Source organism: [Mycobacterium] fortunisiensis (genome assembly GCF_019050325.1).
Taxonomy (GTDB): domain Bacteria; phylum Actinomycetota; class Actinomycetes; order Mycobacteriales; family Mycobacteriaceae; genus Mycobacterium; species Mycobacterium fortunisiensis.
The window spans coordinates 147869-168534 of the sequence record NZ_VOMB01000021.1 but is presented as its reverse complement, the minus strand read 5'-3'; the positions used below and the strand labels follow the sequence as shown (position 1 = coordinate 168534).

Here is a 20666-nt window from a genome sequence, read left to right as displayed (position 1 = left end):
ACACGTGAGCATCCAAGCCCCCAACATCGACGCGAATTCTGATGTGGCTCCTGATTCGCCTGCGCTGCGCTTCGGGCGTCGCGAACGCGCGCTGGCACAGATGGCGGCCAATGATCTGGATCTGTTGGTGCTGGGACGCCAGGCCAACGTCAGGTACGTGACGGGCGCGCCGCAGCTGTGGGTGGCCGGCACCCGACCGTTCGGCCCGATTTGCAGTCTGGTCCGCGAGACCGGTGCCATCCATCTGAACAGCACGTGGGACGAGGGTATCCCGGAGGAGATCGGCCGCGAAAATCTGTACGGACTGTGCTGGAACCCGATGACGTTGATCGGGGTCCTCCAGCGGATCGAAGGTGCCGGGACCTTCAAGCGAGTCGGAACCGATGCGCTGACACCGACATTCGCCAAGTTGCTGCCGATGGCCTTCCCTGCTGCCGAACTCGTGGACGGCGAACTTGCCATGCGGGCCGCGCGGCGCATCAAGACTCCTCAGGAGATCGACGCGCTGCGAGTGGCGCTGCGGGTGGCCGAGAACGGGTTGAGCGCCGCTGTGGCCGCGCTGGCCCCGGGCAACACTGAGCGAAATCTCGCCGGAGTCCTGTTGGAGTGCGAGGCGGCAGGTGGGGTGAGCACCCCGGCCACGCAGGATTCGGCCTGGATCACCTCGAAGGACCGGCCGTTCCGGCGGTCCTCGGCGGACGGCCGGCTGCGCGACGGCGATCTGGTGGCAGTATCCGCCGGGGTGCTTGCCGGCGGATACCTCGGCGAGGTCGCGCGCACCTGGCCGGTCGGCGAGGTCACCGACAAGGCTGGTGTGACGGCGTTGTACGACCGCCGTGATGCTCTGTGGCAGAGGCTGATTGACGCCTGCCGTCCGGGTAATCCGGCCAGTGCGCTGTTGTCGGCGTACGCCGAGGTGGGCGAGCAGGTGCCGCCGATGCCGGTCGCCCACGGACTGGGGTTGGGTTTCGACCCGCCGGTGGTTTCACCGCAACTGCAGGCAACCGCCGATGCAGAACAACTCGAGGAAGGCATGGTTTTGGCCGTTACCGCGCACGTATGGGAACAAGGTGTGGGGGCGGTGTTCACCCGCGATGCGGTGCTGATCACCGACCGGGGACCCGAGGTTCTCACCGACGCTCCGGCGTGGACGGCGTCATGACCGAAACACCGCAGCGGCCCAGCCCAGAAGAGATCATCCGCTACGAGAAGGACCCCAAGACCAAGATCGCCACGATCACGTTCAACCGGCCGGAGTTCCTCAACGCGCCGACGTCGATGGCCCGCCTGCGCTACGCAGATGTGTTGCGGGCGGCCAACGCCGACAACGACGTGAAGGTGGTGATCATCCGCGGCGTCGGGGACAACCTGGGCAGCGGGGCGGATCTCCCGGAGTTCATGGAGGGCAACGACAATCCAGCGGTTCGGCTGGCCGAGTTGCGGCTGGAGGATGACGGCGTCGGGGAGGTGACGTACCCGCCGAAGGGGACCTTCCGCAACGGAGCCACCATCAGCGCCTGGTACGCCAACTCCCAGGCCGGCAACCGCGCGCTGCAGGACTTCAAGAAGATCAGCATCGTTGAGGCCAAGGGCTACTGCTACGGCTGGCACTTCTACCAGTGTGCTGACGCGGATCTGGTGATTTCGTCCGAGGATGCGCTCTTCGGCCACCCGTCGTTCCGGTATCACGGCTGGGGGCCCCGCATGTGGACCTGGGTGCAGATGATGGGGCTGCGCAAATTCCAGGAGATGGTGTTCACCGGCCGGCCGTTCACCGCCGCCGAGATGTATGACTGCAACTTCCTGAACAAGGTGGTGCCGCGCGACCAGCTGGAGGACGAGGTGGCCAAATACGCGTTGGCGTGTGCGCGGAACCGCCCGGTGGACACCGTGTTCCAGCAGAAGCTGTTCTTCGAGGTGTTCAAGCAGCAGCAGGGTGAGTACATGGGCAGCCTGCTGAGTGCGTTCTTCGAGTCGATGGGCAACGGGGTGGCCAACGACAGCGACGCGGACCTGGACATGTTCGAATCCATCGACTCCGGCCTGTCGGCTGCCGTCAACGACAACGACAGCAAGTTCCCGCCCGAGTTCCGGCTGTCCAAGAAGAACCGGGCCAAACCCGAATAGCGGCGAAACGGCATTCCGGCAGCAGAAATGCGAGTAGCGGCCTGCTGGAATGCGGTTTCGGCGAGAGAGCGGATATGACTGCACCACTTGACGGCTACACCGTCATCGACCTGTCCTCGGGGATCGCCGGGGCCTACGCGACCCGGCTGCTGGCAGACGGTGGCGCCGACGTGATCAAAGTCGAGGCGCCCGAGGGAGACCCGCTGCGCCGCTGGTCGGCGTCGGGGGCCGACATCGGGACGGACGCGGACGGCGCCCTGTTCGCGTTCCTGGCCGGCGGTAAGCGCAGCGTGGCCTTGGATCCCGGTGCCCCCGACGACATGCGGTGGCTCGACGGGCTGGTGGCCGCGGCCGACGCGGTGATCTGGTCGCCGGAATCGGTTGTCGCCCAGTCGGTCGCACCTGAAGATTTGTTTCGGCGCCATCCGCACCTGATCGTCACCACGATCACCCCGTTCGGACTGGACGGCCCGTGGAGTGACCGGGCGGCCACCGAATTCACCCTGCAGGCCTGGTCCGGCGGCGCCATCGGGATCGGCCGGGGTGTGCAGGACCGGGCGCCGGTGTCGATCGGCGGGCAGGTCGGGGAGTGGCTGGCCGGTGCGTATGCCGCGGCGATGACGCTGGCGTTCCGGGCGCGGGCGCTGCGCGACGGCCACGGCGAACTCGTGGACCTGTCCGCGCTGGAAGCTCAGATCCTGGGCTTGACGTACTACCCGGTGACCTACTTCGAGATGCTGGGCCGGCCCTGGCGCAGCGAGCGCAGGCCGACGGTGCCGGGGGTGGCGCAGGCCGCCGACGGGCTGGTGGCGCTGGGGTGCGGTACCGCACAGCAGTGGTGGGACCTGTGCGCCATGTCCGGACACGACGAGTGGATCGACGAGAATTCCGAGCTCACCATCACCGAGCAGGCCAACCTGCATGCCGAGGAGCTCGACAGCTGGTTGCGTGAGCAACGCGCGGACGACATCCGTGAGCTTGCCACGGCGTTCCGGATTCCGACCTCACCCGTCGGCAACGGTGAGAACGTCACCGGGATGGACCATTTCGTGGCCCGGCAGTCGTTCGTGCGCAACCCGCGCGACGGATTCACCCAGCCTGCGGCGCCGTACCGGTTCTCCGGCCCCGAGCTACGCCCGCCGGCACCGGCTCCGCGTCTCGGGGAGCACACCGCGCAGGTGCGGGCCGCCGAACTCGTCCCGCGCACGGCCCCCTCCGGTGTGCCGGGTGGGGACCGGTTGCCGTTCAGCGGATTACGGGTGTTGGACATGACCACGTTCTGGGCCGGCCCGTCCTGCACGCATCCGCTCGGCATGCTCGGTGCCGAGGTGATCCATCTCGAGTCCACGCCGAAGCCCGACGGGACCCGGCTGATCGCGGGTATCCCGGCGACCGTGGAGCAGTGGTGGGAGCGTTCGCCGATATTCAGCGCGCTCAACACCAACAAGAAGAGCCTGACTTTGGACTTCCAGACCGAACAGGGGCGGGATCTGTTGCGCCGCTTGATCGCCACCTGCGATGTGGTGGTGGAGAACTTCACCCCGCGGGTGATCGAACAGATCGGGCTGGACTTCGACTCGCTGCGGGAACTGCGCGAGGACATCGTCATGGTGCGGATGCCCGGTTTCGGTCTGGACGGCCCCTGGCGCGACAATCCGGCATTCGCCTACATCATCGAGGACGCCTCGGGGCTGAGTTGGCTCACCGGTTATCCGGATCGCACGCCGTTCGAACCGTATTCGATCGGTGACCCCAACGCCGGGATCCACGCGCTGTCGGGTTTGATGCTGGCGCTGGAGCACCGGCGCCGTACCGGGGAGGCGGTGCTGGTGGAGGCCGCCATGGTCGACGCCGCCTTGAACATCGCTGCCGAGCAGGTGATCGAATACTCGGCGTATGGCGCACTGTTGCAGCGCGACGGCAACCGGGGCCCGGCCGCGGCGCCGCAGAACATCTACCAGAGCGCCGGGATCGACGAGTTCGGCCGCGACGACAGTTGGGTGGCCATCGCGGTCAGCACCGACGCCCAGTGGGCTGCGCTGCGCTCGGCGCTCGGCGAGCCGCAGTGGGCCATGGACCCACAGTTGGACACCGCTGCCGGTCGCCGGGCGCACCATGAGCTGATCGACGAAAAGCTGGTGGCCTGGTGTCGGACGCGAAGCGGCGACGACATCGTCGAAACCCTGTGGCCGACCGGAATTCCGGTGGCCAAGGTGATGCAGCCGCATCGCCAGCTGGAACTGCCGCAGGTACGGTTCCGGCGGTTCTTCGAACATGTCGGGCACCCGGTGAACAATCCGGCACCGCACAGCACCCTGCCGGTCTCGTTGGCAAACGGCCCGCGGACACTGCACCGGCACCCCGCACCTCTGCTCGGCGAGCACAATCACGAACTGCTGACCGAGCTGGGATTGTCCGACGAGGAGATAGCCACGCTGGCCGAGGACGGCGTGATCGGCACCGAACCGGGGGTGGGCGGACGCCGCAAGGCGGCTCGCTGAGGATCTCAGCCGGCCTCGAAGGCATCGAGCATCGCACCGAAATCCTCGGTGTCCCAGAGGTGCACCACGTTGCTCAGCATCAGGAGCTCCGACCGCACAGCCTCATTGCCGGACACACAGCGGTCGGTCCGGTCGCTGCCGCCCGCGGGGAGCACGGTCTGCAGGTGGGCGGGTGCGTCGAGCAGCCAGGCGACACCCATGACCGCGGCATAGAGCACCAGTTGGCTGCGCAACCGCGTCAGGTCGAGGGTCGGCCCACCGGCCGCCTGGAACTCGGCGACGAAGTGGTCCAGCAGCATGTCGAGATGGCGCTCCCAGAGCTCGGTCTCGGCGCTGCACAGCGAACCCCACAGCGCCATCGCCACATTCATCACGCTGACGCAGCCCCAGTCCAGCAGCCCGCAGCTCAACGTTCCGTCCGTCTCGGACCAGAACCAGGCATTGTCGACGTTGGCGTTCCAGTGGCACAGCGCCATCTGGTCGTCGGTGGATTCCAGCCAGGACATGACGGCGTCCTCGGCGGCAGCGATCCGGTTCACGTCGGCGAGCATCCTGGTGATGAACTCGGGGCGGCCGAGGGCGGCCGGCAGCAGCGCTGGGTGGCTGTCCGCGAAAGCGGCCAGTCGGTGGACCTGCGCGGTGCGTTCGGCGGCGTTGTGCTGGACCCGGGTTCCGACGGTGACTTTCGTGGCGTCATAACGGAATTGGCCGGCGGTCGTGTCGGGTAGGGCGCCGGCCTTGTAGGCGCCGGCCAGCCGGGCGACCGATGTCAACAGCGCCCGGTAATGACCGAGCGGGTCTGGCATCCGGTAGTCCAGGCACTTGTCGTAGTGCGGTTCGATCCCGTTGGTGTCGAAAGAGATCCGTTCGGTCAACAGCATGCCCGTGCCCGAGTCACGGTGATAGTCGGCGAACAGGCAGACGGGTACGGTGACGGGCAACGCGGTGCCGGTCGAGAGCGCGCCGAAGGCCACCTCGAGCTCCATCTGCGACTTGCCGCGGTCGCGGCGGGGATTGTCGAAATCGCGGGAGAACTTGACGAACAGTTCGGTGGGCAGCCGGTCGGTGGGGTGGGCGTAGCGCACATCCAACTGGGCCTTGCGCCCGGTGCTCCCGCCCGCGCACTCCTGGAACCGAATGATCGCGGTGACCCGGTTGTGTTGTGTCAGTACGCCGAAGGACCGCAGGGCCGCGGTGAGGAAATCGGGTCCGGCGGCGTGCAGGGTGTCCGGATCGGCGGGGAACTGCGTACCGGTGGCGTCCCCGGTCACCCAGCGCTGCATCTGGCCTCATCGACGGTCGAGTCGGTAGCGTCAACAACCATGGCCATCAATCCTTCTGACATTCTGCTCACCGGCCAGGTGGCCGTGGTCACCGGCGGCGGCACTGGTATCGGGCGGGGTATTGCTGCCGGTCTGGCGGCTTTCGGTGCCTCGGTGGCGATCTGGGAGCGTGATCCGCAGAGCTGTGCGGAAGCTGCCGAGTCGACCGGTGTGCTGGGGATCGTCACCGATGTGCGTGAATCCGAACAGGTGGATGCCGCGCTGGCGCAGACGGCTGCCGAACTGGGTCCGGTGCGGATTCTGGTGAACAACGCCGGTGGCACGTTCGCCTCGCCGCTGCTCGAGACGCGCGAAAATGGCTGGGATGCGCTGTACCGGAGCAATCTGCGTCATGTCCTGCTGTGCACGCAGCGGGTGGCGCGCCAGTTGGTGGCCGACGAATTGCCCGGCAGCATCATCAATCTCACGTCGATCGAGGGAGTGCGCGCGGCCCCCGGCTACGCCGCCTATGCGGCCGCGAAAGCCGGTGTGATCAACTACACCCAGACCGCTTCGTTCGAGCTCGCGCCGCACAATATCCGGGTCAATGCGATCGCACCGGACTTCACCCTGACCGAGGGGCTCGTCGCCCTGACCCCGGATGGGGTGCTGTCCAACGCTGCCGGCGGTGTCCCGCTGGGCCGGGCCGGTCACGTCGACGAAATCGCCGGTACCGCAGTGTTCTTGGCGTCCAACCTGTCCGCCTACATCACCGGGGAGACGATCCACGTCGACGGTGGCACCCGGGCTGCGGGTGGCTGGTACCGCCACCCGCAGACCGGAGCCGCGACACTGGGTCCGGGCCCGGGGACCGCGACTACTTGAGGCAGCTGCCCGCGTCGACCGGCAGCGTCACACCGGTGATGTAGCGGGCCTCGTCGGAGGCCAGGAACAGCACGGCGTTGCTGATGTCCACGGCCTCCACCCACGGGATGGGCAGGGTGTGGAACAGCTGGCAGATCGGCGCCATGTCGTCGGGGCCCGGGTTCTCCAGATCCGGCCGGAACATCTTGAACGTGCCGTCGTTGTGCAGCATCGGCGTGGCGACATGCGTGGGATGCACGGTGTTACAACGAATGTTGTGCTGGCCCAGCTCCACGGCGAAGCCACGCATCAGGCCGACGACGCCGTGCTTGGCGGCGACGTAGTTGCCGCAGTGCGGGTAGGCCTTGAGGCCGCCGACCGAGCTGGTCAAGATGATCGAGCCGCCGCGGCCACCTTCGATCAGGTGCGGCACACCGGCTTTCACCGACTTCCAGACACCCGAGAGGTTGATGTCGATCATCTCGTCCCAGTCCAGCTGGCTGGTCTCGTGCAGGACGTCGCCGCCGTTGCCGATACCGGCGTTGGCCACGATGATGTCGAGGCGGCCGAGCTGCTCGACACCGCTGTCCACGGCGGCCTTGATGGCGTCGGCATCGCGCACGTCGACCTCGGCGGTGACGACGCGGCGGTTGAGGCCTTTGATCAGGTTCGCGGTCTCGGCCAGATCGTCGGAGGTGGAGGCCGGGATGGCGGTCTCCACGCCGGGGCGGATCGGCCCACAGATGTCGATCGCGATGATGTCGGCGCCTTCTTGCGCGAGCCGTATCGCGTGGCTACGCCCCTGGCCGCGGGCCGCGCCGGTGACGAACGCGACCTTGCCTTCCACCCGTCCAGTCATTGATTACCCCAGTTCTGTGTCGTGATTGTGCAACGTAGGCATGCGCGAAAAACTGTGCAGCTGCTCAGCACTCTGTCACCGGGTAACCTGCTGTGTCAACGACAGATCCGTTTGGGGCAATTTGTACTCTTCGCTTAGAAGAATGGGATTCTCAGCTACCCTCGCGGCGAGCATTCGCGGCGGATCGAGTGCCGAGGACGTGCGTGTCGGCGCCCCGGCAGCTCCGAAGACATGAACAGTGGCCGGGTCGCGGCGTCCGGGCTCGACGATCGAGCGCGACGCGCGGGTGTCAATGCCTCTGGCGGCCCTGTGCGTGGGGCGATGGCGCGCGCGGCGGAGATTGCACCCGCGCTTGTGGGTAAGGCAAATTCTTCTACCTGGAGAACGAGATTCTCAGCTAGCTGGCGGCAAATCCGTTGGCCACGAAATCCCAGACCTCGTCGGCGGAGATCGGGTGGATCGATGCCTCGTCGACGCCTCCACTGGACTGTGCGACGAACATCACCGTCTGCATTGCCATGGCAGCCATCCGGCGCGGGTTGATCCCGGCGCGGAGCTGGCCGGCCGCGGAGGCCTCTTCCATGAGCTCGGTGAGCAGGGCCAGCAGCGGCGCGTGGGCCACCTTGACCTCTGACGGGTGTGATACCAGCAGCCGGGGAGCGAAGTCGGTGAACAACGGTCGCTTGGCGGCCGGATCGGGACGCGACGATTCGAACAGCAGTTGAATGGCGACCTTGAGCCGCTCGATCGGCTCGTCCTGGGTCGAGGTGGCGGCCCGGATCTGATCGGCCGAGCGGCTCAGCGCGTCTTCGAACAGGGCGAGCAGGAGCTCGTGCTTACCGTCAAATTGCAGGTAGAAGCTCCGCAGCGACTGCCGAGAGCGATCCACGACCTCTTGCACGGTGAAGTCGGTGCTGCCCTTTTCGATGATGATCGCCTGGGCTGCATCCAGGAAGCGCTGGACGCGCTGAGCGGCCCGTAGCTTGGCCGTTTTGATCGACCGCTCGACAGCTCGTTGCTTCCAGGCCGGTTCTTCGCCAGCGGTAGTCACTGGCTGCTCCGACGCTTGTCGAGTGGGGAGAACATGAACTGACTGTACCGGAGAACGCCTTGCCATTGTGGTGCCAGACCCCCTCGCGGCCAACGTGTCGGAGATTGTAACTTTCGTACTGTGAGAATAGTATTCTCATGATGGGAATTATAGAAGTCCTTTGAGAAGAAGGGTTTCACACCAAAATCGGCGCCGCCGGGGCACTGTTTGCGGGCAGCTGTGAGCAGAAGGAAAGACGTGTACATCGACTACGACGCCACCGACTCGGTCGCCACGATCACGCTGAACCGGCCCGAGGCCGCCAACGCGCAGAACTCCGAACTGCTCGACGAGCTGGATGCGGCCTGGACCAGGGCCGCCGAAGATCACGAGGTCAAAGTGATCGTGCTGCGGGCCAACGGCAAGCACTTCTCGGCCGGCCACGATCTGCGCGGTGGCGGGCCGGTGCCCGACAAGATCACGCTGGAGTTCCTCGTCGAGCACGAATCGCGGCGCTACCTCGAGTACACGCTGCGCTGGCGCAACGTGCCCAAGCCGTCGATCGCCGCGGTCCAGGGCCGCTGCATCTCCGGCGGGCTGCTGCTCTGCTGGCCCTGCGACCTCATCCTGGCCGCCGATGACGCATTGTTCTCCGATCCGGTGGCGCTGATGGGTATCGGCGGTGTCGAGTACCACGGCCACACCTGGGAGCTGGGCGCCCGCAAGGCCAAGGAGATCCTGTTCACCGGCCGGGCGCTGACCGCAGAGGAAGCCGAACGCACGGGCATGGTCAACCGGGTGGTGCCGCGTGACGAGCTCGACGCCCAGACCGCCGAACTGGCCGCCCAGATCGCCCAGATGCCGGCCTTCGCGTTGCGCCAGGCCAAGCGCGCGGTCAACCAAACCCTCGACGTGCAGGGGTTCTACGCCGCCATCCAATCGGTGTTCGACATTCATCAGACCGGACACGGCAATGCGCTGAGCGTCGGCGGTTGGCCGGTATTGATGGGTATCGACGGAATGAAACAGAACATCAAGTAGGCCTGGGCCTCTGGCGATGGGGGCGATCCGGCTCAGCGTCAGCTACGCGGCCAGGCAGATCTACGCGCAGACCACCGCGGCCGCTGCGGTGACCTTCGTGGTGCTCACCCTGAGTCGAAATACCGTCGGCGACGCACGTCAGCTGTTGACACAGGCGAACCTGGTTGCCCTGATCGCGCTGATGGTCGCGGCGGCGGTGGTCGACACCGTGGTGGGCTGGCTCGTCGTCCATCCGACATTCAAATGGTATGCCGCGGGCCAGAATCCGACGCCCCGGCAGCAGCGGGCCGCCATGCGCATCGCACCACGTCAGACCATCATCCAGTTTTCCACCTGGGCGGTGAGCGCGGTCGTGTACACGCTGCTGAACCTCGGGGCCGGCGGGGGCGTGGCTTATCTGATGGGCGGCGCAATCCTGTTCGGCGGGGTGGCGGCCGCGTGCATGGGATTTCTGGTGACGCAGCGGATGTTGCGCCCGATCGTGGCGGCGTCGCTGACCGCCTCGTCGGCCGCAATCGTCAGGATGCCGGGTGTGCTGGCCCGGTTGATCACCATCTGGACCCTGTTCAGCGGCCTGCCGATCCTGGGAATCGCCCTGATCGTGTTGGCCCGCTCCAACGGATGGTTCGTACAGAAGACGGCGCCGGTGGAGACGGCGGTGCTGGTGCTGGCCGTCGTCTCGCTGATCTTCGGGGTGCGGTCGATGTTCCTGGTGGCGCGTTCGGTGTCGGACCCGATCGGGGAAGTCGTGCTCGCCATGAAAGCCGTCGAGCGTGGCTGGTCCGGTGTGTCGGTCAAGGTGTACGAGTCGTCCGAGATCGGCCGGCTGCAATACGGGTTCAATCGGATGGTGGCCGGTCTGGCCGAACGCAACCGGTTGCGCGACCTGTTCGGTCGCTACGTCGGTGCCGACGTGGCCCGCCACGCGCTGCAACAGGGCGGAGTGGTCGCCGGGGATGTGCGCGACGCCGCGGTCCTCTATGTCGACCTGGTCGGTTCGACCGCGCTGGCCGCGTCGCGACCGCCGCAGGAAGTGGCAGAGCTGCTCAACGGGTTCTTCAAGATCGTGGTGGACACGGTCGAGCACCACCATGGGCTGATCAACAAGTTCGAGGGTGACGCGGTGCTGGCCGTTTTCGGTGCGCCGTTGCGCCTGGACAATCCGGCAACCTCGGCGCTGGCCACCGCCCGGGCGTTGATCCCGCGGCTGCACGAACTACCCGATGTCGAGTTCGGCGTGGGGATTTCGTGCGGCTCGGTGTTCGCCGGAAACCTCGGCGCGGAGAACCGCTATGAATACACGGTGATCGGTGACGCGGTCAACGAAGCGGCCCGGCTGGCCGACCACGCCAAGGATCGTGAATCGGCGGTGCTGTGCTCGGGCAGCGCGCTGGCGCATGCCGACGCCGACGAGGGCCGGCACTGGGTGGTGCGGGGTTCGACTGTGCTCCGTGGCCGCTCGACGGCCACCGTCTTCGCCGAACCCCTCACCCCCTAGATCGCGAGTCACCCCATAGCGCGAGCAGACACAAAACTGCCCATTTCCACGTGGAAATGGACAGTTTTATGTCTGCTCGGCGGGGAAAATTTACAGCTGGGCCAGGCGCGGGGCGGTACCGCGGGCCCGCATTCCGGCACCGGCCTTGCGGGTCAGTTCCCGTGAGCTGCCCAGCAATCCGTCGAGCACCAGCACCCGCTTCACGTGCACGTGCAGCTCGTGTTCCTCGGTGAAACCGATGCCGCCGAGAACCTGCTGGCAATGCTTGGCCGCGGTCAGCGCGGCCTTGCCCGCGGCGGCCTTGGCCAGCAGTGAGGTCAGGTCCACGTTGTCCGAACCGGGCAGGCTGAGGGTCGCCTCGGCGCCCTCGATGGCCACCAGGGTCTCGGCCAGCTTGTGCCGCACCGCCTGGAACGACGCGATGGGCTTGCCGAACTGCACCCGGTCCAGCGCATGGCGGCGGGCCAGGGCCAGCATGGCCCGAGCCGATCCGACCAGCCACCAGCCCAACGCCCGGCGGGCTTCGGAAACTCGCAGCAGTTGCCCGTCGGGCACCTGCAGCAACGGCAGACCACCCAGCGCCGGGTTGCTGCCCTCGGTACGTTCCCACACCACCCAGCCGCCGCCGGCGTAGGGCATCGGTGGGGTGCCGCCGGGCAGGCCGCCGATGGTCTCCAGCAGTACGTCGTTGAGAACCGAAGCGTGCGAACCGGTTTCGCCCAGGAGCCGGAACACCAGCGGCATGGCGACCTCGGGCATGTCGGAGAGCATCTCGGCCCAGCCCAACTCGGCCAGCGCGGCGTCCAGTTCCGGACCGGAGGCCGAGAGCATGGTCTTGCGCAGGGTGTCTTCCAGCAGGGCGAGTGACTCGCCGTCCAGGGAGGTGTCCTGTTGGATGTCCACGATCACTCCTTGCCGAGGTCGAGCAGGCGGCGGGCGATGATGTTGCGCTGCACTTCGGCGGTGCCGCCATAGATGGTGGCCGCCCGCGAGTACAGGTACTCGGTGCGCCACGCGGAGTCCTCGAATTCGATGACGCCCGGCAGCAGATTGCGTGCGGTGTCGTAGAGCAACTGCTCGGCACCGGCCAGCAGCACCTTGTCGATCGAGGTGTCCGGCCCGAGTTTGTGCCCTTCGGCCAACCGGCGTTGGGTGGCCGCCGACCGGCAGCGCAGGGTGTGTAGCGCCAGGTAGACCTCGCCGAGATCCGAATCCACCACCTGGCCTTGGCGTTTCACCGCCTCGATCAGGGCATCGAAGCGCGAGTAGAGGTAGGCGATGCGCTGCCAGAAGCAGGTGGAGCGCTCGTAGGGCAGCAGGTCCATGGCCAGCTGCCAGCCATCGCCTGGCTTGCCCAGCATCCGGGACTCGTCGACGACCACGTCATCGAAGTAGACCTCGCAGAACTCGTCGACATCGTGCATGGTGTGCAGCGGTCGGACGCTGATGCCAGGGGAGTCGAGGTCGACGAAGAAGGCCGTGATCGCCTGGTGATTGGGGGTGTCGGCGTCGCCGGTTCGGGTGAGCAGGATGCAGCGGTGGGAGAACTGCGCGAAGCTGGTCCACACCTTTTGACCGTTGACCACCCATTTGCCGTCGTCGCGCCGCACCGCGCGGGTGGTCAACGACGCCAGATCGCTGCCCGAACCGGGCTCGGAAAACCCTTGGCACCACTGCTCTTCACCGGAGAGCATCTTGGGCAGCATCTCGGCGGCCAGCTCCGGGCTGGCGTAGTCGATCATCGTCGGTGCCAGCACCTCGATCATCGAATACGGACCCGGCTCGGCCAACCGCCGGCCGACGATCTCCTCACCGACAATGGCACGCAACACATCTGGGCCACCGAGCCCGCCGGCGTGCTCGGGCCAGCCGTAACGGCCCCAGCCGCCGTCGTAGAGAGCGCGCATCACCCGGGCGAACTGCTTCATGTGCGCGGCCAGCGAGTGATCGTCCGGCGGGGTCAGGTCATTCTCGCCGAGCCATGTGCGCAGCGCGGTCCGGAATGTCGCGGGGTCGTGCAGCTCGCTCATCCTGCTTCGGGCCTGCCGATTGCGTGCGGCCGGCCGTGGTCGTGGTCGCCGCTGCGTCGGATGAAGGTCATCGCACGAGTCTTCAGCCGCCACCCGTCGGCGGTGCGCTCATAGGTGTCGCGGTAGTAGCCGATGCGCATGTCGTGCTTGGAATGCTCGATGAAGCACAGCGGCTGGGTTCCGGTCGCGGTATCGGCCCCCTCGACCAACTCGATCAGGGCGGTGCCGGTCATGAACAGGCCCTTGGGAGCGGCGTCCACCAGCACCGGGAACCGGTTGAGGGTGTAGGTCTCACCGAAGGCGCTGTAGGTGCCGTCGGGGGTGAAAACGCTGATCAGGCCATCGATGTCACCCTGGGTGATCGTCACCGCATACTTGGCGAGCACCTGTTGGATCTCGATCAGATCCTCGGTGCGGGTGGGCTTGCTAGTTGATGTGCTCATTGCGGAAGACCTTACCGCCTTTCATTACAAAATCCACATGCTGTGTAACGGTGATGTCCTCGAGTGGATTGCCCGGCACCGCGATGATGTCGGCAACCTGCCCGGCGGCGAGCCGGCCGCGGTCGGTGACGTTGATCAGGTCGGCGGCCACCGTGGTGGCCGCCCGCAGCACCGCCGCCGGGGGCATGCCCCACTCCACCAGCGTGACGAGCTCGTCGGCGTTGCGGCCGTGCGGGATCGCCGGGGCATCGGTGCCGACGGCGATCTTCACCCCGGCCTCGTAGGCCGCCTTGATCGACGTCTCGGCCTTCGGGAACATCTCTGCGGCCTTGTCCTGCAACACCTTCGGTGCCTTGGACACGTCCATGGCCTGGGCCAGTCGCCGGGTGGTGACCAGGAAGCGGTCGTTGTCCACCAACATCTGGATGGCTTCGTCGTCCATCAGGAACCCGTGCTCGATGCAGTCGATACCGCACGCGACGGCGTGCTTGACGGCCTCGGCCCCGTGTGTGTGCGCGGCCACCCGCAGCCCACGGCGGTGCGCCTCGTCGACGATGACGCGCAGCTCCTCGTCCGAATAGTGTTGTGCGCCGGCCTCACCGGTCAGCGACATCACCCCACCCGAGCAGCACACCTTGATCAGCTGAGCGCCGTGTTTGATCTGATAGCGCACCGCTTTGCGAATCTCGTCGACCCCGTTGGCGATGCCCTCCTCGATGGTCAACTCCAGCACGCCCGGCATGAACGCGGCGAACATCGTCGGATCCAGATGACCGCCGGTGGGCGTGATGGCATGCCCGGCCGGCACGATGCGCGGCCCGTCGATCCAGCCGGCGTCGATCGCCTTGCCCAGCGCGACGTCGAGCAGATAGCCGCCGGTCTTGACGAACAGTCCGAGGTTGCGCACCGTGGTGAACCCGGCGCGCAGGGTGCGCCGGGCGTTGCCCACCGCGCGCAGCACCCGGGTCGCCGGGTCGTCCTGCACCTGGGACAGGCCGGGATTCTCGCCCCGGCCACCCATCAGCAGATTGACCTCCATGTCCATCAGGCCGGGCAGCAGGATCGAGTCGCCGAGATCGATCACCTCGGAGTTGCCCGGGATCTCGCCACCAATACCGACAATGCGGTCTCCGTCGACACGGACAATGCCGGGACGAATGATCGTCCCGGCATCGACGTCGACCAGACCCGCGGCTTTGAGGGTCAGCACATTCGACACGCCTAGACCACCGGCTCCTTGATGAGGTTGACGTAGGCCGCGCCGCTGTCGAGCACCCGCGGTTGCTTCCACACTTCGATCGGGAAGCTCACCATGACGATGGATTGACCGAGATGCACCAGCGCCTTGGCATCGTCGGGCATGCTCGACAGCGGGAAGCGGGCGTCGACGTAGACCATGATGTCCTCGAGTCGTGCCATGCCGGCGTCGTACAGTTCCTGCATCTCGTCCATCGTCGAGTTGAGCCGCTTCTGGTAGCGCTCTTCCTCCGTGCGCAGGCACCAGTCGCTGAATCGCTCCAGGTCGGCGAATTCCTCTGGCAGCTTAGACATTTGCGGGATCCTTCTGTGTGGCCGCATCGTCAGCGGCGGCGTGCTTGCCGTTCGTCGAACCGTTCCCGTTGGCTTCGGCGGCCAGCGACTCCTTGTACCGGTCGACGTACTTGTGCGCGGTGTGGTGCAGGTGGCGCAGCAGGATTTCCTGGTCGCACAGCGGGAAGTCGAGTACGGCGCGGGTGCCGATCTGTGTCTGGGTGGCTTCCAAGGTGTTGGCGTCCTGGAACGCGTACTCCTTGAACGTCACCGCGGCCAGTTCCTGGGACAGCCGCTCGCGCAGGTTCTTCGGCGGCACGAAGTACAGGTCGGCCTCGAAGATGTGGCTGTCCACACCGGTGGGCCAGTAGTTGTAGGTCAGGTACCAGCCCGGCACCCAGAACAGCAGGGTGAAGTTCGGGAAGAACTCGAACGAGTCCTGGCCCCAGGTCTTGTGCCGGCCGGGGTTGATCGCCGGCGGCAGCTCGTCGGGCAGAATGCCGTCGATGTCGGGGCGGTCCCACGGCCCGAACAGCCCGCTGTGCAGGATGCGCTCGATGGGCTTGACCATCTTCAGGTCCTTCGGCGGGCTCATGCCGCCCCAGGACGAGATCATCGAGTGATCGCCCTTGATGTCGTAGTGCAGCGCCTCGAAACCGAACTTGGCCAGCTTCTCGGCTTCTTCCTTTTCCGCCTGCTTCATGTGCAGGATCGGCGCGTGGTAGAACTCGACGAACGCGTCGATGAACAGCTTCCAGTTGGCCTTGATCTCCGAGCGGTAGCTGTAGTGCTCGGTCATCTCGTGGAACGGGTAACCCTTGAGGCCCTGGCCGAACTCGCCCAGGTACTCCTCGAGTGACACCGCGTCGTCATCGAAGTTGACGAAGATGAACCCCTCCCACACCTCGCAGCGGACGGGCTTGAGCGGGTATTCGGCCTTGTCGACGTCGAAGAACTCCTGCTCCTGCTGGATGAACGTCAGGTCGCCCTTGAGGTTGTAGCGCCAGGCGTGGTACTTGCAGACGAACTGGCGGCAGCTGCCCGAGACCTCTTCGCCGGGGTAGTCGTTCCACACCAACTTGTTTCCGCGGTGACGGCACAGGTTGTAGAAGGCGCGGATCTGCTCGCCGTCGTTGACGATGACGATCGAGGTGCCGGGGCCGACCGACGGCAGCTCGCGGGTGATGTAGCTGCCCTTCTTGGGAATGAGCTCCACACGGCCCATCTGCAGCCAGGTCTTGCGGAAGATGGCCTGTTGCTCCAGCTTCCAGTGCTCGGGATCGATCGAATCCTCGTAATTGACCGGGGCGGTGCCCAACTCGGGCCAGTTCTCTGTCCAACTGCCCGCGGCCGGCTTCGGGAAGAACGCCATTGTCTGCCTCTTTCTGTTCTGGAGTTAGTGGCCGGATTCCGGCGCAATTCCAAAGGTGTTGTAAGCCATGGCCATCAGGCCATAGCCGCCGATTGTGAAGACCAGGTCCATGCGCTGGTGTTCGGAGAGGTGCTCGCTCAGCGCGGTCCAGGTGCCGTCCGAGATCTTCGATTGGCCGTCGAGTTCGTCGACGGAATCGAGCACGAGTTGGTCGAGGGGAGTGCAGGCCTGGCCACTGGTGCTGCTCGCGATCTGCTCGTCGGTGAGTCCCTCGGCCTTGCCGATGAAGGCGTGGTGCGTCCACTCGTACTCACACTCGCGGCGGTGGGCGATCCGCAGGATCGCCAACTCGCGGGTCTGCGGATCCAGCGTCGACCGGAACAGCAGATGATTGCTGAACCGCAGGAAGGCCTTGGTCAGCGCAGGGTGTCGAGCCAGCGTCGAGAGTGCGGTACCCGCTCCCTCGGGATTGAGCCGCTCCTCGGGAAGCATGACCGACAGTGCTCGTCGCACGTCGTCGTCCCACTCCTCGGCGGGCAGGGGGGCCAGGCGCACGGGGCGGTTCTCCTCTCGGTGACCTATCGTGACTCTCCGTTGTGAGAATCGGGTTCTCATTTCCGACTAACAGATTTCCATCTTTTGCGTCGATGGTCAACAAGGAGGGTCCAGATTGTGTGGTGACCTGGCTAAATCTCCATGTCAGCGGCTTCAGACATTGATTCTCTTCAGACGAGAAGCTAGTTTTCTCCCATAGAGAACCAATATGGCGGGCCCATGGAACGGAGTGAGGCAGTGCACAAAGACGACATGATCTTGATCAGCGTCGATGATCACATCATCGAGCCGCCGAACATGTTCAAGAACCACCTGCCGGCCAAGTACCGGGATGAGGCGCCGCGGTTGGTGCACAACCCCGACGGCAGCGACACCTGGCAGTTCCGGGACACGGTGATCCCGAACGTGGCGCTCAATGCGGTGGCCGGGCGGCCCAAGGAGGAGTACGGCCTGGAGCCGCAGGGGCTCGACGAGATCCGTAAGGGCTGCTATGACCCGGACGAGCGGGTCAAGGACATGAATGCCGGTGGGGTGCTGGCGACGATGAACTTCCCGTCGTTCCCGGGGTTTGCGGCGCGGTTGTTCGCCACCGACGACGAGGAGTTCTCCTTGGCATTGGTGCGGGCTTACAACGACTGGCACATCGATGAATGGTGTGGGTCGAACCCGGGGCGGTTCATCCCGATGGCGATCCCGGCGATCTGGGACCCGCAATTGTGCGCCGACGAGGTCCGTCGGGTGTCGAAGAAGGGCGTCCACTCGCTGACCTTCACCGAGAACCCGTCCACGCTGGGCTACCCCTCCTTCCACGACCTGGAGTACTGGAAGCCGTTGTGGGAGGCCCTGGTGGACACCGACACGGTGATGAACGTGCACATCGGCTCGTCGGGCAAGCTGGCGATCACGGCGCCGGACGCGCCGATGGACGTGATGATCACGCTGCAGCCGATGAACATCGTGCAGGCGGCCGCGGATCTGTTGTGGTCGGCGCCGATCAAGGCCTACCCGGATCTGAAGATCGCGTTGTCCGAGGGCGGCACCGGGTGGATTCCATATTTCCTGGACCGGGTGGACCGTACCTACGACATGCATTCGACGTGGACGCATCAGGACTTCGGTGACAAGTTGCCCTCGGAGGTGTTCCGCGAGCACTTCATGACCTGCTTCATCTCCGATCCGGTCGGGGTGAAGAACCGGCACATGATCGGTGTGGACAACATTTGTTGGGAGATGGACTACCCGCACTCGGACTCGATGTGGCCCGGTGCGCCCGAGGAGTTGAGCGCGGTGTTCGACACCTACGAGGTGCCCGACGACGAGATCAACAAGATCACCCACGAGAACGCGATGCGGCTGTACCACTTCGACCCGTTCGTCCACGTCCCCAAGGAGCAGGCGACCGTCGGTGCACTACGCAAGCAGGCCGAAGGGCACGACGTGTCCATCCGCGCCCTGAGCCACAAGGAAAAGACCGGCGCCAGCTTCGCCGACTTCCAGGCCAACGCGAAAGCCGTTGCCGGCGCGCGGGACTGAAACGCACGAAGCATGGCCCAGAACAGTTGAGGAGAACACACGAGTGTCGGGCGGTATGAACTTCGAACTGACCGAGGACCAGCAGCTGATCCGCAAATCCGTTGCGGAGCTGGCCTCCAGGTTCGACGACCACTATTGGATGACCAAGGATCAGGCCCACGAGTTCCCGCAGGAGTTCTACGACGCCATCGCCGGGGGCGGCTGGCTCGGGATGACCATCCCCGAGGAGTATGGCGGTCACGGACTGGGAATCACCGAGGCCACCATCCTGGCCGAGGAGGTGGCGCGGTCCGGCGGGGCGATGAACGCCGCCAGCGCGATCCACATGTCGATCTTCGGCATGCAGCCGGTGGTGGTGTTCGGCTCCGACGAGATGAAGAAGGCGACGCTGCCGCGCATTGTCAACGGCGACCTGCACGTGTGTTTCGGTGTCACCGAACCCGGTGCCGGCCTGGACACTTCACGGATCACCACCTTCGCGAAGAAGAGTCGGGACAGCTCCGGCGATCATTACATCGTCAACGGCCGCAAGGTCTGGATCTCCAAAGCCCTTGAGTCCGAGAAGATCTTGCTGCTCACGCGTACCGAGTCCCGTGAGGATGTCGAGAAGCGTGGGGGCAGGCCGACCGACGGGCTGTCGTTGTTCCTGACCGACCTCGACCGGGATCACGTCGAGATCCGTCCCATCAACAAGATGGGCCGGAATGCGGTGAGCTCCAACGAGTTGTTCATCGACGATCTGCGGGTGCCGGCCGAGCATCTGATCGGCGAGGAGGGCAAGGGCTTCAAGTACATCCTGCACGGCCTCAACCCGGAACGGATGCTGATCGCCGCCGAGGCCCTGGGCATCGGCCGGGTGGCGCTGGACCGCGCGGTCAAGTACGCCAACGAGCGGGTGGTGTTCGACCGGCCGATCGGGATGAACCAGGGCATCGCGTTCCCGCTGGCCGACTCGCTGGCCCGGCTCGATGCGGCCGAGCTGATCCTGCGCAAGGCCACCTGGCTGTACGACAACGGCAAGCCGTGCGGGCGGGAGGCCAACATGGCCAAATACCTGTGCGCGGATGCCGGGTTCGGCGCCGCGGACCGTGCCCTGCAGACCCACGGTGGGATGGGCTACTCCGAGGAATACAACATCTCCCGGTTCTTCCGGGAATCCCGGCTGATGAAGATCGCCCCGGTGAGCCAGGAGATGATCCTGAACTTCCTGAGCGCCAACGTGCTCGGCCTGCCCAAGAGTTACTGAGGAGATTTCGGAATCCATGAAGACCTATTTCGACCTGACCGGACGTTCGGCGCTGGTGACCGGGGCCGGCGCCGGTATCGGTGCGGCGGTGTCCGAGGCGTTGGCCGCGGCCGGGGCGGCTGTGCTCGTCACCGACATCAGCGGTGATGCCGCGGCTGCGGTGGCCGAGCGGATCAACGCTGCGGGCGGGAAAGCCGACAGTGCCGCGCTGGACGTCAGTGACCGCGACGCCGCGGTGGCCGCCACGGCGCAGGCGGCCGCACTCGGCTCAGGTCACCTGCACATCCTGGTCAACAACGCCGGTGTCACCTCGCCGGCGATGTTTCCGAAGCTGACCGACGAGACGTTCCGGCTCACGTTCGACATCCACGTGATGGGCACCTTCCACGTCACCCAGTCCGCGCTGCCGCACATGCCGACCGACGGCACCGGTCGCATCATCAACGTGACCTCGTCGGCGGGGATCACCGGCACCCTGGGCCAGGTGAACTACTCGGCGGCCAAGGCCGGCCTGATCGGTATCACCAAGTCGCTGGCACGGGAGCTCGCCGGAAAGAACATCATGGTCAACGCCCTGGCCCCGCTGGCGGCCACGCCGATGACGGAGACCATCCGCACCAACGAGAAGTTCGCCGCCAACATGATGAACCGCATCCCGCTCAAGCGCTGGGCCGAGGCCGACGAGGTGGCCGGTGCGTTCGTGTTCATGGCCTCGGACGCCGCGTCGTACATCACCGGCCAGGTACTGCCGGTCGATGGCGGCATGGTTATGTGA

19 protein-coding genes are annotated in these 20666 nt (G+C 65.8%); 9 read left to right on the top strand and 10 right to left on the bottom strand.

The genetic code is table 11. The features are described from left to right. Window positions 1-4 precede the first annotated feature (4 nt). From FR943_RS19335 to FR943_RS19325, 3 genes are all read left to right on the top strand, one after another. Window positions 5-1162, top strand: a complete 1158-nt coding sequence (locus FR943_RS19335) for a M24 family metallopeptidase (RefSeq protein WP_308170608.1) — start codon at window positions 5-7, stop codon at window positions 1160-1162. Next, entirely contained in the window at window positions 1159-2127 is a 969-nt protein-coding gene (locus tag FR943_RS19330) for an enoyl-CoA hydratase/isomerase family protein (RefSeq protein WP_217159857.1), read from the top strand. The genes FR943_RS19335 and FR943_RS19330 overlap by 4 nt, the downstream gene beginning before the upstream one ends. 74 nt (window positions 2128-2201) lie before the next feature. Further along, complete coding sequence (locus FR943_RS19325) at window positions 2202-4628, top strand: CaiB/BaiF CoA transferase family protein (protein WP_217159856.1); 2427 nt, start codon at window positions 2202-2204, stop codon at window positions 4626-4628. 5 nt (window positions 4629-4633) lie between these two features. On the opposite strand, the gene FR943_RS19320 is transcribed toward FR943_RS19325, so the two are convergent. Next, window positions 4634-5911, bottom strand: coding sequence for a hypothetical protein (locus FR943_RS19320; protein WP_217159855.1), 1278 nt, complete (start codon window positions 5909-5911; stop codon window positions 4634-4636). Between the two features lie 39 nt (window positions 5912-5950). On the opposite strand from FR943_RS19320, the gene FR943_RS19315 reads away from it, so the two are divergent. After that, window positions 5951-6775, top strand: a complete 825-nt coding sequence (locus tag FR943_RS19315; RefSeq protein WP_217159854.1) for an SDR family NAD(P)-dependent oxidoreductase — start codon at window positions 5951-5953, stop codon at window positions 6773-6775. Here FR943_RS19315 and FR943_RS19310 read toward each other — a convergent pair. Both FR943_RS19310 and FR943_RS19305 read right to left on the bottom strand, forming a co-directional pair. Then, window positions 6768-7613: a mycofactocin-coupled SDR family oxidoreductase gene (locus FR943_RS19310; protein ID WP_217159853.1), complete on the bottom strand. Its 846-nt coding sequence runs from the start codon at window positions 7611-7613 to the stop codon at window positions 6768-6770. The two genes, FR943_RS19315 and FR943_RS19310, sit on opposite strands and share 8 nt — an antisense overlap. Before the next feature lie 397 nt (window positions 7614-8010). Beyond that, window positions 8011-8730 carry a TetR/AcrR family transcriptional regulator gene (locus tag FR943_RS19305; protein ID WP_217159852.1) on the bottom strand — a complete coding sequence of 240 codons (720 nt, stop codon included), beginning with the start codon at window positions 8728-8730 and terminating at the stop codon, window positions 8011-8013. A 171-nt stretch (window positions 8731-8901) separates the two neighbouring features. On the opposite strand from FR943_RS19305, the gene FR943_RS19300 reads away from it, so the two are divergent. Beyond that, window positions 8902-9684, top strand: coding sequence for an enoyl-CoA hydratase (locus FR943_RS19300; RefSeq protein ID WP_217159969.1), 783 nt, complete (start codon window positions 8902-8904; stop codon window positions 9682-9684). Window positions 9685-9700: 16 nt separating this feature from the next. Continuing rightward, the gene (locus FR943_RS19295) at window positions 9701-11182 is read left to right on the top strand and encodes an adenylate/guanylate cyclase domain-containing protein (RefSeq protein ID WP_217159851.1); all 1482 of its coding nucleotides are present in this window, start codon (window positions 9701-9703) and stop codon (window positions 11180-11182) included. Window positions 11183-11272: 90 nt separating this feature from the next. On the opposite strand, the gene FR943_RS19290 is transcribed toward FR943_RS19295, so the two are convergent. From FR943_RS19290 to FR943_RS19260, 7 genes are all read right to left on the bottom strand, one after another. Further along, complete coding sequence (locus FR943_RS19290; RefSeq protein WP_217159968.1) at window positions 11273-12013, bottom strand: acyl-CoA dehydrogenase family protein; 741 nt, start codon at window positions 12011-12013, stop codon at window positions 11273-11275. Window positions 12014-12087: 74 nt separating this feature from the next. Next, a complete protein-coding gene (locus FR943_RS19285; RefSeq protein ID WP_217159850.1) occupies window positions 12088-13212 on the bottom strand; it encodes an acyl-CoA dehydrogenase family protein in 1125 nt (374 codons plus the stop codon). Further along, window positions 13209-13655 (bottom strand): nuclear transport factor 2 family protein, encoded by a 447-nt coding sequence (locus FR943_RS19280; RefSeq protein WP_217159849.1) that lies wholly within the window; start codon window positions 13653-13655, stop codon window positions 13209-13211. The genes FR943_RS19285 and FR943_RS19280 overlap by 4 nt, the downstream gene beginning before the upstream one ends. Next, window positions 13639-14865: a metal-dependent hydrolase family protein gene (locus tag FR943_RS19275; protein ID WP_217159967.1), complete on the bottom strand. Its 1227-nt coding sequence runs from the start codon at window positions 14863-14865 to the stop codon at window positions 13639-13641. The genes FR943_RS19280 and FR943_RS19275 overlap by 17 nt, the downstream gene beginning before the upstream one ends. Before the next feature lie 11 nt (window positions 14866-14876). Then, window positions 14877-15206: a hypothetical protein gene (locus FR943_RS19270; RefSeq protein ID WP_217159848.1), complete on the bottom strand. Its 330-nt coding sequence runs from the start codon at window positions 15204-15206 to the stop codon at window positions 14877-14879. Then, complete coding sequence (locus FR943_RS19265; RefSeq protein WP_217159847.1) at window positions 15199-16557, bottom strand: aromatic ring-hydroxylating oxygenase subunit alpha; 1359 nt, start codon at window positions 16555-16557, stop codon at window positions 15199-15201. The genes FR943_RS19270 and FR943_RS19265 overlap by 8 nt, the downstream gene beginning before the upstream one ends. 24 nt (window positions 16558-16581) lie before the next feature. Then, window positions 16582-17112, bottom strand: coding sequence for a carboxymuconolactone decarboxylase family protein (locus tag FR943_RS19260; RefSeq protein WP_217159846.1), 531 nt, complete (start codon window positions 17110-17112; stop codon window positions 16582-16584). A 237-nt stretch (window positions 17113-17349) separates the two neighbouring features. Between FR943_RS19260 and FR943_RS19255 the strand changes: the two genes are divergently transcribed. The 3 genes from FR943_RS19255 to FR943_RS19245 are packed head-to-tail and all read left to right on the top strand — an operon-like array spanning window position 17350 to window position 20666. Next, window positions 17350-18645 (top strand): amidohydrolase family protein, encoded by a 1296-nt coding sequence (locus FR943_RS19255; protein WP_217159966.1) that lies wholly within the window; start codon window positions 17350-17352, stop codon window positions 18643-18645. Window positions 18646-18700: 55 nt separating this feature from the next. Continuing rightward, window positions 18701-19891, top strand: a complete 1191-nt coding sequence (locus tag FR943_RS19250) for an acyl-CoA dehydrogenase family protein (RefSeq protein ID WP_217159845.1) — start codon at window positions 18701-18703, stop codon at window positions 19889-19891. Window positions 19892-19907: 16 nt separating this feature from the next. Then, window positions 19908-20666 carry an SDR family NAD(P)-dependent oxidoreductase gene (locus tag FR943_RS19245; RefSeq protein ID WP_217159844.1) on the top strand — a complete coding sequence of 253 codons (759 nt, stop codon included), beginning with the start codon at window positions 19908-19910 and terminating at the stop codon, window positions 20664-20666.